16 protein-coding genes and 1 pseudogene are annotated in these 14,350 nt (G+C 45.1%); 4 read left to right on the top strand and 13 right to left on the bottom strand.

Annotated features, from left to right (window positions below):
• Positions 1-128 precede the first annotated feature (128 nt).
• The 8 genes from WDY75_RS15055 to WDY75_RS15020 form a co-directional block, all read right to left on the bottom strand.
• On the bottom strand, positions 129-374 hold the full coding sequence (locus WDY75_RS15055; protein ID WP_063480713.1) for a hypothetical protein: 246 nt from the start codon (positions 372-374) through the stop codon (positions 129-131).
• A gap of 181 nt (positions 375-555) precedes the next feature.
• Entirely contained in the window at positions 556-840 is a 285-nt protein-coding gene (locus WDY75_RS15050; RefSeq protein WP_036637741.1) for a hypothetical protein, read from the bottom strand.
• A gap of 97 nt (positions 841-937) precedes the next feature.
• Positions 938-2,005: an undecaprenyldiphospho-muramoylpentapeptide beta-N-acetylglucosaminyltransferase gene (locus WDY75_RS15045; protein ID WP_063480712.1), complete on the bottom strand. Its 1,068-nt coding sequence runs from the start codon at positions 2,003-2,005 to the stop codon at positions 938-940.
• A 153-nt stretch (positions 2,006-2,158) separates the two neighbouring features.
• Positions 2,159-2,893 carry an ABC transporter permease gene (locus tag WDY75_RS15040; RefSeq protein ID WP_063480711.1) on the bottom strand — a complete coding sequence of 245 codons (735 nt, stop codon included), beginning with the start codon at positions 2,891-2,893 and terminating at the stop codon, positions 2,159-2,161.
• A 15-nt stretch (positions 2,894-2,908) separates the two neighbouring features.
• Complete coding sequence (locus tag WDY75_RS15035; protein ID WP_063480710.1) at positions 2,909-3,616, bottom strand: ABC transporter permease; 708 nt, start codon at positions 3,614-3,616, stop codon at positions 2,909-2,911.
• Positions 3,613-4,527 carry an ABC transporter ATP-binding protein gene (locus WDY75_RS15030; protein WP_063480709.1) on the bottom strand — a complete coding sequence of 305 codons (915 nt, stop codon included), beginning with the start codon at positions 4,525-4,527 and terminating at the stop codon, positions 3,613-3,615. Before WDY75_RS15030 ends, WDY75_RS15035 begins: the two co-directional genes overlap by 4 nt.
• A gap of 112 nt (positions 4,528-4,639) precedes the next feature.
• Entirely contained in the window at positions 4,640-5,761 is a 1,122-nt protein-coding gene (locus WDY75_RS15025) for a sensor histidine kinase KdpD (RefSeq protein ID WP_063480708.1), read from the bottom strand.
• A complete protein-coding gene (locus WDY75_RS15020; RefSeq protein WP_063480707.1) occupies positions 5,758-6,471 on the bottom strand; it encodes a response regulator transcription factor in 714 nt (237 codons plus the stop codon). Before WDY75_RS15020 ends, WDY75_RS15025 begins: the two co-directional genes overlap by 4 nt.
• 320 nt (positions 6,472-6,791) lie before the next feature.
• Between WDY75_RS15020 and WDY75_RS15015 the strand changes: the two are divergent.
• Positions 6,792-7,103, top strand: a pseudogene (locus WDY75_RS15015) (agmatine deiminase family protein); the annotation flags it as partial.
• Between the two features lie 117 nt (positions 7,104-7,220).
• Here the strand turns inward: WDY75_RS15015 and WDY75_RS15010 are convergent.
• A complete protein-coding gene (locus WDY75_RS15010) occupies positions 7,221-7,973 on the bottom strand; it encodes an SDR family NAD(P)-dependent oxidoreductase (protein ID WP_063480706.1) in 753 nt (250 codons plus the stop codon).
• A 138-nt stretch (positions 7,974-8,111) separates the two neighbouring features.
• Between WDY75_RS15010 and WDY75_RS15005 the strand changes: the two genes are divergently transcribed.
• Entirely contained in the window at positions 8,112-9,026 is a 915-nt protein-coding gene (locus tag WDY75_RS15005; RefSeq protein WP_063480705.1) for a LysR family transcriptional regulator, read from the top strand.
• 179 nt (positions 9,027-9,205) lie between these two features.
• Here WDY75_RS15005 and WDY75_RS15000 read toward each other — a convergent pair whose 3' ends face one another.
• Positions 9,206-10,600: an FAD-binding oxidoreductase gene (locus WDY75_RS15000; RefSeq protein ID WP_063480704.1), complete on the bottom strand. Its 1,395-nt coding sequence runs from the start codon at positions 10,598-10,600 to the stop codon at positions 9,206-9,208.
• Positions 10,601-10,885: 285 nt separating this feature from the next.
• Here WDY75_RS15000 and WDY75_RS14995 point away from each other — a divergent pair, with 285 nt between their 5' ends.
• Positions 10,886-11,503: a TetR/AcrR family transcriptional regulator gene (locus WDY75_RS14995; RefSeq protein WP_006210368.1), complete on the top strand. Its 618-nt coding sequence runs from the start codon at positions 10,886-10,888 to the stop codon at positions 11,501-11,503.
• Positions 11,504-11,524: 21 nt separating this feature from the next.
• On the opposite strand, the gene WDY75_RS14990 is transcribed toward WDY75_RS14995, so the two are convergent.
• Both WDY75_RS14990 and WDY75_RS14985 read right to left on the bottom strand, forming a co-directional pair.
• On the bottom strand, positions 11,525-11,782 hold the full coding sequence (locus WDY75_RS14990; protein WP_269148285.1) for an SDR family NAD(P)-dependent oxidoreductase: 258 nt from the start codon (positions 11,780-11,782) through the stop codon (positions 11,525-11,527).
• Positions 11,783-12,274: 492 nt separating this feature from the next.
• Positions 12,275-12,913 carry a nitroreductase family protein gene (locus WDY75_RS14985; protein ID WP_006210373.1) on the bottom strand — a complete coding sequence of 213 codons (639 nt, stop codon included), beginning with the start codon at positions 12,911-12,913 and terminating at the stop codon, positions 12,275-12,277.
• A 118-nt stretch (positions 12,914-13,031) separates the two neighbouring features.
• Between WDY75_RS14985 and WDY75_RS14980 the strand changes: the two genes are divergently transcribed.
• Positions 13,032-13,391 carry a MerR family transcriptional regulator gene (locus tag WDY75_RS14980; protein ID WP_036637735.1) on the top strand — a complete coding sequence of 120 codons (360 nt, stop codon included), beginning with the start codon at positions 13,032-13,034 and terminating at the stop codon, positions 13,389-13,391.
• On the opposite strand, the gene WDY75_RS14975 is transcribed toward WDY75_RS14980, so the two are convergent.
• Positions 13,388-14,350: an NAD(P)H-dependent flavin oxidoreductase gene (locus WDY75_RS14975; protein WP_006210375.1), complete on the bottom strand. Its 963-nt coding sequence runs from the start codon at positions 14,348-14,350 to the stop codon at positions 13,388-13,390. The two genes, WDY75_RS14980 and WDY75_RS14975, sit on opposite strands and share 4 nt — an antisense overlap.

Below are 14,350 nucleotides of genomic sequence, written 5' to 3'. Positions count from 1 at the left end.
TCTTTGGCAATACGACAAGCTGGGGGAACGCGCTGCAATTTGTTGGCGGTATCCAAACAAAAAAAGCCGTAATTATACGACTTTCAAAGTGTAGATGTCGTGGTCCTCCCGTCAGGCCATTAAGTTTTTTAAAAAGTCTCATCAATGTCAAACCCTTGACTTCTATAAAGTTCTACCCCTTTTCTGAACCTTATATATTCATCCCAGTTCATCGATAAGAAATGTGTGTCGATTATAATCCAGTTATTTTTCACTTCATCCTCCCCTTCAATATAGTGTTTTATAATGTCATTAATCACTTTTTGCCCGTTACACTCTCTCTGAGCACAGCTTTCAAGCGTGATATAATACCCTTTATCTATATTTTTCCACATTTTCAATCATCCCATTTTAATATTTAGGCTTAAGAAGACAAACTTAATCGAACTTACAAAAGCTAGCGTCTCTCTTTAGTGAGTTGCAGTTAACCCCATTCGAGTTAGCCATAGCAAGGCAGCCGATCATTATGATTGGTTGCCTTCATTTTTTATCAAGATAGAGTGTTTTCCCGTTAACTTAATCTACTGTCAAGTGCCCAAAGGAGACTTTTTGAGGTAGATCATTGTTCTTTAATCGTTCGTACGCTTCTAAAAGGTCAGGTACATTCTCTCTAGTGAGAATCAACCCGTTTATTGTGTTCTTAGTGACAACTAGTTCCTCTTCATTAAACGTAGAGAGCTCTGAAATGAAACATGGAATGGGTCTCTCAAACAACCCGGAAAGGGCACTGTTTATGGATGCCTTCTCTTCATCAGTTAGCTTTTCAAACAGAGACATAATCATATTGATGATTTCATTCATTACGTCCTCACACTCCCTCATCAAGATATGAATCTATTAATTATACTGAAAGCACGTGATGTGGTTTCATGAACAGATAAATAACGATAATTTTGCTTCATTTAGCTGTTTCAATAATGAGATTATAGAGAAGGCCTAAGGCATCATGATGTTTGAAACCATTCATGTTTTTTATGTAGACCTCTTTTTCTTCAGCCAATTCCCTAACACTCGTTATCAAGCTTTTAGAATCCAGCAGTTCCTCATGCAGAACCTTGCAATAACCCTCACGTTCGAAAGAGGCGGCATTTAAAAGCTGGTCCCCTCTGCTCTGTTGTTTAGTTAGAGGAATCAAAAGCATCGGTTTCTTCAGGAAGAGGAATTCAAAAATCGAATTGGAGCCTGCCCTAGAAATAACGAAATCACAGTAAGCCAGTATATCGGGCAGCCCTTGATCAATGTATTCAAATTGTTTATAATCCGGATTCGATATCGAGGAGTCAAGGTTCCCTTTTCCACAAAGATGAATGATTCTAAATTGCTTTGTTAGCTCATTTAACGACTCCCGAAGTACTTCGTTAATTTTCCTGGCTCCTAAACTACCACCCATTACGAGAATGGTAGGCTTCGTCATTTTGGAAAATCCAACAAACTCACGACCTCGTTCTGCCTTGCCCTGTTTCATTTCTTCTCTAATAACCGGGCCTACATGATGGCCGTTATTATTTTTGAAGGCCGCAGCAGTCTCCGGAAAGGTGGTGCATATTACAGTTGAGAACCTGCTAGTGATCCTGTTGGCTAACCCTGGGGTCAAATCTGATTCGTGTACAATTACAGGTACTTTATTCAACCATGCTCCAATAACAACAGGGACGGATACAAAGCCGCCTTTGGAAAAGACTACGGCTGGTTTTAGTTTTTTTATCAGTTGATACGCTTGGACAACCCCTTTGACTACATGGAAGGGATCCTTTACGTTTTTCAAATCTACATATCGTCTAAGCTTGCCCGTTGAAATCGAGTGGTATTTTACATTAGGAATAGCGGTAATAAGTTGTCTCTCGATGCCATTTATTGAACCTATGTAATCCATTGACCAGCCTGCATCCATAAACTTTGGAATCAACGCAAGATTAACCGTTACATGTCCTGCCGAACCTCCGCCAGTGAAGAGAATCTTTTTCATTTATTCAGCCACCCAACCATGCTGTTTTTACTTACATTCATTATCATAATACTCTATTTAGCTTAAGGGTAGAATGCAAATCGCAACGGCATTGGGATCGGTCACTCCTTATTTGTTAACGAAAAAAAAGGCTTTGGCACAGGAGCCAAAGCCTTAAATCCAATCCCTCCGCACAAACGAAAGCTTGCCGAAAGTGAAGTAAAGAACAAACGTAATTACAATAATGGTAATCAGACTGTATGTTTCTACACCCGGAGCGTACGAGGCCGTTTGCGGCATCATGATGTAGTAAGGAGGACTGAACGGGAACCACGCGCCGAATGACGAGTGCAGGCCAGTCACAACGATGTTGGGTACTACGCAGCAAATGTTAAAGACTTGCGCTGCGCCAAAGCTTTTAATCTTGGTAGAGAGCCAAAGCTGCAGTGCAGCAAGCGGCATCATTGCTACCCATCCGCCGATAATGCTGTACCCAATTGAGGACCAAACGATGTCCCCGGGAACAGCAACTATGGTTCCGGTGACCAGATAGCTGATTAGGAAAACGAGTTGGATCACCGCCAAAATACCGATAAGCAAAATAAATTTCGAGTAGTAGACTTGGTTTCGAGACAATGGCAGCGCCAACAACAATTTCCACCCCCCATGACGATGCTCATATAAACAAATCAAGGAGGCGAGAATCCCGCAATACAGTGGATAAAAGAACATAGCATGGAAATAGACCATATACATATACAGAGTAGACCAATTTGGGACAAAAAATTCCTTTAGACTGTCTAATTGCATAATTCCCAGCGAAGAACCCACCCAAACATCGGCAGTTATCAAAACACCTACAATCAGCCACTGCATTTTGATAAACTCTGCGGTTAATAACCGTTTCATCCAAGCACCTCCTTTTTAGACGACTTCCCTTCTGGCAAAATGAACGGAACCTATAGCTAAAAAGAGTGTGCCCACGCTCAATCCGGCCGTTATCCAGTTCAGATGATTAGGAATAAATGGGGAAGACAAGGCCGGGTACGCCCACGGCAGCGCTTTGATCCATAATGCATCCGCACGTGCCAGAAATAAGCTGGCAATTGCCCCGATTACACCAATCGCTATCGGTAGCGCCTGGTTTGCGAATCGGGTAGACAGCCACAGCTGTAGAGCCAACGCTGGCATAGCAGCCATGAACGCATAAAACGGTTGTTTAATCATCATATCCCAGGGAATCGGCTCCGAGGTATATAGCAGCCATATGAAAGTCATCCCTATTACGGTGAACAAGGCAGTCAACGCTTGCAGTACAATGAGCCAGACCGCCTTGCTAAGGTAAACGAAGCTGCGTGGAACAGGCAGTGACAACAAATGCTTCCACATATGTGTATCATGCTCAGTGCCGGATACGATGCTGGCTAATATGGTTGCACCCAGCAGCATAACAAAAGATAAGAACATGTACATGACTGCAAAACCGGCGTACACGCCATCGGGACCTTGACGGAAATACAAATACCACTCCAGAGCGGTCATTAGCGTCAGCCCGACTGCTTGGATAACCGTCAGCCACCAGCAAATGCGCTTCATCTTGATTCCCTCGGCGATACAAAGCCGCCATATCATAAGCTTTGCCTCTTTCCCGTAAGATCCAAGAAAATATCTTCCAACGTTTTACGGGTTTCCGTTACACGATACACAGGATACTGTCGCCGCACCAACATCTCTACAATGGCCGCCGACTGTGGACGGTCGCAGGCTGAAATCGAGACAACCCCTTCCTCGTTTGTGGCCTCCCATCCTTTTTGCTGTAATTCCAAAGCCGCGCTGGCCGAATTGTCTGTCTCAATCTTAAGCTGGGGTTTGCTGCGTGCAGTTAATGCCTCTAAAGAATCTTGAAAAATCAATTTTCCCCGGTGAATGATCCCTACGAACGTCGCCATCTGTTCGATCTCGCTTAACAAATGGCTGGACAATAGCACCGTTACCCCGAATTGATCCGGCAAACGGGTAATCAACTCACGGATTTCTTGAATACCGGCAGGATCTAAGCCGTTTGTCGGCTCATCCAGAATAAGTAATTCCGGATTGACCACCAATGCCATCGCAATTCCGAGCCGCTGCCTCATGCCCAGGGAGTAGCCTTTGACAGGACGGTGAGCATCTCTGCTTAAACGAACGATTTCCAGCACTTCACCAATCCGCTGCTTGGGCAGTCCAAGCATTGTGGTAATGATTTTTACATTTTGAAACCCACTAAGATGTGCATAATAAGACGGGGATTCAACCAACGACCCTACCTTCTTCAAAATATCCAATTGATGACCCCGTTGACTTTTCCCGAATATTTCAATCTCCCCCGAGGTCGGTCTAATCAATCCGAGCAGCATACGAATAGTGGTGGTTTTTCCGGCGCCATTGGGCCCAAGAAATCCGTAAATTTCCCCTTGCGGCACGCGCAAATCAATATTTTCTACCGACACCTGCTTACCAAATCGGCGTGTGAGCTTTCTCGTTTCAATCACCATCATTGCCATGGTCCCTTTCCTCCTCACCGTTTACTGGCCTCTTGGCTTTCGCCTTTGGCAATTTAATCGCATCTACAACATGAGTGTAGACTACTAAAGTAAACAGCTGGTAAACGAGGATCTAACAGGAAGCAAACTTTGATATCGGCAATGAAATATGAATTCGTGTGCCAACGCCAAGCCGGCTTTCCGCCTCAATGGCTCCGCCGTGTGCCTCAACTAACTGCTTAACGATACTTAGCCCCAGCCCCTCATGAATCGCTTCATCTGTTTCGCGGTTTCCCTTGTAATAGCGGTCGAACAAATGTTCCAGCATGTCGGCATCCATACCGTTCCCGTCGTCAATAATCATAATCCCAACGGAAGTTTCGGCGCATGAAAGCCTAACTTCAATACTCGTCAACGGCGGATTATGCTTAACAGCATTAAATAATATATTCTGCAACGCTCGCTGAAGCAGGCGGTAATCTAAAGTCGCGGAATAGACAGTCACATCGGACTCAAACGAAAAATGATACTGTTCCTTATCCGGGCGGTTCGCCATATCGATAACAGTTTGCCTTACAAAATCAACTAAATCACCCGGCTGCCGGGACAGAATAATCCCCGATTCGTCCAGCTTTAAAGATGCGCTCAAATCACGGATCAACTGCTTCATCTCGGTTGTTTTTTCTTGAATGTGCCGAATAAACTGTTGCTTCTCATCTTCCTGCCAGTTGTAATCGGAAGCGACAAGCATCGCCGCATAGCCTTCGATATAGGATAACGGCGTTTTCAAATCATGCGTCACACCCGCAATCCATTCCCGTTTCGTCTGCTCCAGTTGTAGACGCTCCTGGTGGTTATGCTGTAACAGTGCCGTAAACTGGCGCATATGGAGAATTAGGTCTCCGTATAAGCGATAGGGCTGGCGGAACGTACCCGGACGTTTGCCATGACTGACCGGCCTACCATGCCGGTCAGTTGGCTCCTCATAGACCCCACGGGACAATTGTTTAATCCAATTCATAAAGTGAAAAAGCGGCATGCTCATAAACGATCCGTACAGAATGCAAAAAACAAACACCAGCATGACCGACAACCCGGTTATGAACCATTTTGTATCGATTACATTAGGCCAAAAAAACGGGATATTCATAAGAATAAATAAAATCATCAAAACAAAAACCGAAAAATTTATACCCACAATAATTAAAAGTGGAATCCAAACAAATTTGAAAACGGTGCGGAACAATAGATTCATTCTGACTCACCTTTTTTTTCCGGTTTGACGATTTTATAACCCAATCCCCGGACATTTAACAAAAATTGCGGCTTGCTCGCATCCGACTCAATCTTTTTTCGCAGACGAGAAATATGGATAGCCACCGTTTTCTCATCTCCTAAATATTCATCACCCCACACCTGCTCGTACAACTGCCTGATGCTGAAAATCCGGTTCGGATGCTCGCAAAAGAAAGTAAGCAGCGCAAACTCACGCGCCGGGCACTCGACGCTGCACCCGTCCACCACTAACTGTCCCCCCTCCTTATCGACAACAAAATAACCGTAGTCGAACCGGGGGGCTTGCTTGGCATTGGACTTCTGATTTTGTCTGCGGAGCTGTGCCTTCATCCGGGCGGCTACTTCCAGAGGATTAAACGGTTTCGTAATATAATCATCCCCTCCCATAGCGAACCCTGTTAATTTGTCCAGATCTGTCGTTCGCGACGTTAAAAACAAGATCGGCATATCCATCGTTTGACGCAGACGGCGGCATACTTCAAATCCGTCTATATCCGGAAGCGTAACGTCCAGGACAACGAGATCATATGACTTTCCATAAGCCATAGCGACAGCTTCGGCTCCTGTCAAGGCATGATGAATGTGACGAAAACCTTCCTTCTTTAACACAAGTGTAAGCATATCAAGAATCCCCTTTTCATCATCAATGAGAAGAATGGGTTGATTCATACTGGTTTCTCCTTTCGTACCGGGCAAGCAACGTATGTATACCGGATCGCTCGTCGTTGTTTATGTACAGCTCTTTGCATCAACACTACCAAACATCTTCACCATTTTCCATTGTTACAAAAAAAACCCTTATTCTTGGCGCAGTGGACTTATTTCATGCATACTGTTTATATCGATATCATCACATTCAAAAATACGATTGAGAAAGAGAGATCTATGTACATGATCAGCAAATTTTCTAAGCTCTGCAAAATGAGTGCACGCATGTTACGAACTACGACAAAGAAGGTCTATTAAAACCCGTGCATGTAGATGCTGCCAATGGTGTGCCAAACCTGGATATTACGGATTTTCATATCGATGGATTTGTGAGTGCATCTACCCATGAGCCAAAACAATGTCATGTTAGATAATGGAGAGAATTTGGGGTACAAGCGTTCCTATATCAATTATTATATTGGGAATACCGTTGTTAGTTCCAAATTATAATGATCCCAATGACAAAGCAGCCAATGATATCATCCAACAACTGTACCCGGAGTGAAGTGATTGGAATTGATGTAAGGGAGCTTTATAAAGAAGGCGGCATGATACATTGTGTGACACAACAGCAACCCGTCAGTTTAAAATAACCGCGATTGCCTTCCCCCAACAGTCGTGGTAAAAAAATGAGGCTGCTTTCCACAATGGATCTTGTGGTGCAGCCTCTTCCTATATTGGGGGTATCCCCTGATTGTCCTTTCGGCCGTTTAGCGAGCCGTCGAACCTCCATCAACAACCATTTCCGCTCCGGTAATGAAGCCCGATTCATCCGAAGCAAGGAACACAACCAGATGAGCAATGTCTTCCGGCGTCCCTAGGCGCTTCAACGGGATCGAACTTGCCACTTGCTCTGTCGTAATTTTGAAGCCGGCAGCAAGCTCATTTCCCATGGATGTTTGAATAACACCGGGATGGATGGAGTTAACGCGGATTTGTTCATGGGCAACTTCCATCGCCACGTCTTTTGTCATAATTCGAACAGCGCCTTTGCTTGCGCCGTACAACGAAACGTTAGCTGATCCCGTTAACCCCGCAATGGAGGAGGCGTTAATAATAGAACCGCCTTTTTGCTCGCGCATCACTGGAATGACATGTTTCATGCCGAGAAATGTGCCTGTCACGTTAATACCCATCAAACGCTCCCATTCCTCAACCGTATACTCTGTAATCGGCTTGGAGCTATAGATCCCAGCGTTGTTAAACAAAATGTCAATGCGTCCAAAGCGGTCTTTCGTTTCGCTTATAACCCGAGCCCAATCTTCCTCACTGTGAACATTGTGCTTTATAAAAACGACATTGTCGCTAATTTTCCGAAACTCTTCCCTTGTTTGGTTACCAATTTCTTCATTAATGTCGGTAAATACAACGTTAGCGCCTTGTTCCAGAAACTTCTGGACCGTAACTTTTCCGATTCCACTCGCTCCGCCTGTAATGATAGCTGTTTTTTGGTTTAGTCTCATGTTTATCAAACTCCTTTTCAAGGTAATAAGTAAAGTTCTGCAACCGATTTCAATTGTAGCACCCCATTATGTTAAAATAAAATTATAAAAAATTAAGGTAATATTATTCTATCTAATACTAAATGGAGCGAATCATGAATGAATTTAGATCAGCTGCACTATGTTGTTGAGGTAGCCAAAACAAAGTCCCTGCTAGCAGCCGCAAACCAGCTGCATGTCACCCAATCGGCTATAAGCCAATCCATATCCAGTCTCGAAGCGGAACTAGGCGTGAAATTGTTCAATCGTTCCCGTACAGGAACCGTGCCAACGCCAGAGGGGCTGATCATGATCAAGAAGATCTTGCAGATCGAACAAATTTTGCAAGAAATCAAAGATGAGGCGAAACACCAATCCGAAATATCAGGCGGCACTTTACGAATTGCAGCAATTCCTGGCGCCATGTCCACTTTGGTCCGAACGGTATCCAGCTTAAAGAAGGATTACCCAAGCGTTCATTTTAGAATGTATGAAAACAACTCCGAGGAAATTGTTGCTCAGATCAGACAGAACCAAATCGATATCGGACTCGTGCTCGCTACCCCAGATTCAGAAAAAAAAGAGCTCGAGGGATTGCGCTTCGAACCGCTTTGGAAAGGCAAAATCGCTGTCGGTGTATGGAGAAATTCCCCGTTGACTTCCATGAAATCGGTAACACCTGATGAACTAATAAAATTCCCTTTTGTTCTATACGATGAGGGGTACATTCACGAATTTATTCGCCACTTCTCCAAAACGTTCGGACCCGTAAACACACTATTTACGAGCAACAATGCTACGGCCATTGTAAATGCTTTGCAGGAAGAACTTGCAGTAACCGTTGCATTTGATTTCTCTTTTTTTGCGAATCCCCTTGTTGTCAGCGGCGATCTTATTATGATTGAGATCGACCGTTTCGAGCAGCAATCTGCTACGTTAGGATGGATACGATCCGAAAACAATAAAAACTCCCTTGTCTCCAAACATTTTATTAATCGATTTGTGCACAAGATACGCATGGGGCATTTGCTATAACCTTTGCACTTTTGCACCGCTCGGTGCTGAGCATTAGCTAAACGAAGTACTTTTTCACATGTCTTCCACGTCTACCCGATTTGTTGAATATGCAAAAAAACCCCATTCGCATGCCGCCGAGCAGCGAATGAGGCTATTCCTTGTTTCTAAGACTCGACACAGATTCCGGGTTAGTATACTCAGTTTGACCGGAACCGTTGTTTCACCTGCTTCCCCACCGGAATACTCTGGGCAAAACGAAATACATTTAACGGATCATACTTTTGTTTCACACGCTTCAAACGGGCAAAGTTCACGCCGTAATACGACTTCGGCCAATTCTTGATCCCCAGATCCGGGAAGTTCACATAGTCTCCTACTACATAGGGACGTAACGCTTTACGGAACCTTTTCACCCACTGAATATTCCGCTGCTGCTCTTTGTCATTCCTCCACCGCGCCGACAGTTCATAAATCGTTTCTGCCTTCCGATGAGGATAGGCTGTTGCAGTCGGAGATACCCGGCTTACCGCGCTCCCGGCACCCCCTAAACTTTGACACCACACGGTAGCATGCTTATTAGGTGCTTTCGAGAGGAAATCGCGAATCATCCGTACCCCTTCAGGAGGTAGAGACTTATATCCGAAAGCCCCGGTTATTTTAAACTTCGGTTCCAAATTCAGATCTCCAGCGGCAAAAAATTGGGTCGCTTCAATAAAAGGTACCGTTCGCACCATCACTTTCACCGGAGTTCCTACTTGTAGCAAAGGTCGGATCAGTCGACGCAGCTCCTCTGCACCGCCCAGCAATTGCCCGGTCGAGACGATTGTCCCAACCTGCTTGGCAGCCACCTCGATGGTTGAGGTTAAGCGGTTTGTGACCGAAGGTGCCCAGCGCTGCCAAGCCGGAAATACCTTCTCCAGGTCGCGCCATTTCCAGGTTATGCTGTAGATGGAGACTGTCCGGATAGGCCGTACCCGAAACGTATAGCGGGTAGCAATGCCGAAGCTGCCTCCCCCGCCACCTCTTGATGCCCAGAAAAGATCGGAATTTTTTTTCTTATTCGCGATGATCGTCTTCGCTCCATACCTTCCCGAAGCTACAACCATCTTCACCTGTTTCAGGTTATCGCAGGTAAGTCCATATTTACGAGACAACAGTCCAATCCCGCCTCCCAGGGTAAGCCCTGCAACACCCACATCAGGTGCCGTCCCTGCCGGGAGCGCTACGCCCTTATCCCACAGCTTCCTGTATACACGGGCAAGCGGATTGCCTGTCTGCACGTGGGCCACCCTGTTCTTGCGATCCACCTTCACCTTATTCATTGCACTCACATCGATAACAATCCCGCCATTGATTGTCGAAAATCCTTCATAACTGTGCCGCCCGCTGCGCACTCGCAGACGTACGCCCCGTTCACGAGCCCATTTGACGGCATTGATCACATCCTGTGTTCGTCTGCAAAAAACGATGACCCGTGGAAACTTGGAAATGCGCCTGTTGTATTCCATTCTGGCCGCACGGTACGACGGGCTGCCCGGGACCACAACCCTTCCGGTCAACCTCGTACCTGCTTTTATTGGCTTCAGTGCCATTGAATCTCACCATCCTCGTACATGTAATAAACCGTTCTTATCTGCTTATTCCTATGTGGGGACACTTGACCCGGTAACGGCACCTGCCTTGTAAGGCGGGTTTGATTTTGGATTATATGATTAGGACAAGCCTTCGTTTCTCACAAAATCAAACAACGTGTTGTTCAACTATACGATTTTTATTATAATATCATGTAACAGTCAACCATGTTCGAATCGTTCCTGTGCCAGGTATCGGCACTATTTGTCTGTGTATACATTTTTTAAAAAGGAGTTGGCTTAAGAATGCGAGAACCGAGCAAAGATTTGCGAATTATTCGAACGAAAGAGTTCATCCGTGAAGCCTTGATTGATTTAATTGAGGAAAAAGGATTCGAAGCCATTACAGTTAAGGATATTACAACGAGGGCCAGAATTAATCGCGGAACCTTCTATGCGCATTATCAGGATAAATTTGATTTAATGGCCCGATGCCAAGAAGAGTTTATGGACAAAATGAGGGACATCGTTAAACAAAAAGTTACGGACGTTAATGTAGATGCAGATTCGAATGTACCCCCAACGCTGCCCCTTAATGTCATGGTTTCCATGTTTGAGTATTTGGATCAGAACCGAAAGTTTATGAGGGCCGTATCCGGTCCCAAAGGTGGCCTATCCTTCCAAACAAAAATGAAGGAGTTCTTGTGGAATACATTGTTTGTTAGAAAAGAGTTCCCTCTGGTAAAGCAAGAGAAATTGCTTGTTCCCAGCGAGTACTTAATTGCCTATTTGGTTTCGGCCCATATCGGTGTCATTGAGCAGTGGCTGAATGGCAACGGAACCGAATCTCCTGAAGAGATGGCTCGTATTCTTGCAACAATTACGGTGAAAGGTCCATTCACGGCGGCCGGATTGAAGAATTAGAGAATAGAGAAAACCCACTTTTTAGAATCTCCCACGCTGCTGGAATCTGCCTGAACGGAAACAACCTTTCCTCCCATTGCGGTGATTTTTGCCTCGACACGTGGGAGCCTCTTGTCCTCTACCTGTCGGCACAACGGAGGCACCAGCCTCAACCATTCGTGTGACAATCGCCTCGCCAATTCCGCGGCTGCCGCCTGTAACTACTGCACACTTACCCTCTAGCGATAACATAAGTTCAAACGGTACAGGAGTAGGAATCGATAATGAAAAATTAGTCATTAAAAAAACTCCCTTCATAATTAAATTCCAGAAGAGGCAAACCCGTATTAGGTTCCCTATCCTCTCTGTTCATGTTACCCACTCTGTTCTCCTTGCATAGAAAAAAACCAACAACGCGTTGTTTTTATTAAACAACTTCTATTATAGAAATAGTTCACACATTTCAACAACGATCAGATATGCCCGGTGTGTTGGGTATCCAACAGCATTCGTAAATGTGCTAATTTTTTCAAGTTAATTTTGCTTGGAGACAACAAGAAGGGCACTCGATTCGAGTGCCCTTCTTGTTATTGGGTTATGACTGGCGGTGAAGCTCCAAAACTTTAATAGGATCTAGCAGCCAAGGAAACCCAGTAAGGCCTTCCACCAGCCAAAAGATTGCCGTATACTAGAAGTTTCATACAACACTCGCTCATTGTCCCCCAGCCAAACACGTAAATTTACTCCATCCGATTATGCATAATCAAATGTGACCTCATCTCCACCGCCAGGTTACTTCCAAAAAGTAATTCTATCGGAACCTAATCGAACTGATTCATACCCTTCTTCTTTGGCTTTTCCTATTGAGATCATCATTACGGGAACATAGCGTTCTTCATCTAGATCAAATGCTTTTGCCAGTTGATCAACTTCGAAGCCCGCCATTGGATTCGTATCATACCCATGTGCACGAGCTATTAACATGAACTGCATCGCAAAAAGGCTGCTGTCGACTTTTGCAACTTCAACCTTCACTTCTTTTGGAAGTGTCGGAAACATGGACAGAATGGTTTCCAGCTGACGATCTCGTACTTCGGCTGGCATTTTCCCTTGCTCCACAGCTGTATTGTAAATATCCTCGGCATTCAAATAGCTTTGAGTATCGCCAAAAATTAATAACATGGCCGAGGAAGTATCGTTTTGTAATGTATTAAAACGTACAAGAGGTCTTAGTTTTTCTTTTCCTTCCGGAGTATCAACTACGATAACACGCCAAGGCTGCATATTTGCGGAGGATGGAGCCAAGCTGGCTTCCGTAATCATTTCGCTCATTTCTTCTCTCGATATTTTGATACTCTCATCATACTTGCGGACAGAACGTCGCCCCTTAACTACATTGGCAAAATCGTTATTCAGAATATGGTTAAACATCGAATCTCTCCTTTTTGATAACATTCATTTTTTTGACATGGTGTATGTCGTTCGTTATCATAATCGTATTATGAACTATAAACCTAGGTTTATAGCAAGAGAGAGAAGGGGCCGCAATATGAAAATAAATGAGGTTTCAAAATTAACAGGTCTGCCTATATCAACATTGAGATTCTATGAACGCAAAAACCTGATCCCGGACAGGTTTGTTGCAAGAGATGAAAACAATTACCGTATTTATTCAGAAGAGATTGTTGAATTCCTGGATGATGTGAAGGTACTCCTATCCGTAGACTTTTCTATAGAAGAATTAAGTTCGCTAGTTAACCAACAAATTGACTTAGCATACGAGGATAAGAAAATGATCGTTGAACAAAAAATCAAAGAAATCGAAGATATCCAGAAGCGATTAAGAAAGTCAAAGAAATTCTTGAACACTATCCTGGAAGGAAAAGCAAACTTTCAAACGAAGTGTTAAGAACTTCCCCAGGCATGACGGATACGCCCTGCCTCCGCAATCATTCGGTTGATCAGTTCGGAAACGGTAGGGATATCTTCAATCAATCCAGTCACCTGCCCAGCCCAGCCGAACCCCTCCTCTTCATAACCGTCGTGAATCCAGCGTCGGTTTACCTGACCGCGAATCAAGTGTTGGATCTGCTCATAACCGGGTGTCCTTTGCTCGGTATCGACAATATGCTGGGCAAAAGCATTGCGCAGCACCCTCCCCGGAGAACCGATGGACGCTTTAATGATCGTTGTGTCCGTCTCTGAGCTGCTGACCAGCGCCCGTTTATAGGATTCGGAGGCATGCACGCATTCCTGTGTGGCAATAAAACGGGTACCCATGACGATTCCTTCCGCGCCCAGAGCCTGAGCAGCCATCCAGCCTCGGCCGTCTCCAATTCCACCTGAAGCAATGACGGGGATTTGCACCCCATCCGCAATGCTGGGCACCAGTACCATGGTGCCGACTCCGTCGCGTCCAAGATGCCCTCCGCCTTCATTGCCCACAACAATGACTGCGGATGCGCCAAGCGCCTCCGCTTTTTGCGCCTGTCTGCGTGATGAGACAAGCACCAGCGTGATTATATCCGTTCTCCGCAGCTCATTCAGCATGTCAGTCGGGTTGCCTCCTGTAATGGATACCACCGAAACGTTCTCTTCCTTGATGACCTGCAGACGGTCTGCAAGATCCGCTCGCTGCATGCCCAGAGCAAGATTGACCCCGAACGGCTTGTCCGTTAAGGCATGAATCCGCTGAATTTCGCAGCGCAGGGAATTCGCATCAGGAAGACTCATGGCCGTAATCTGCCCAAGTCCGCCGGCATTGGATACGGCTGCTGCCAGATCGGCATAGCCAAGGTAAGCCAATCCCCCTTGAATGATAGGATACTGAATGTTCAGAAGATCCGTAAGACGTGTGCTCCATTCCAT

Source organism: Paenibacillus glucanolyticus (genome assembly GCF_037333485.1).
Lineage (GTDB): Bacteria > Bacillota > Bacilli > Paenibacillales > Paenibacillaceae > Paenibacillus_AQ > Paenibacillus_AQ glucanolyticus.
This window is presented reverse-complemented; position numbering and strand designations above follow the sequence as displayed.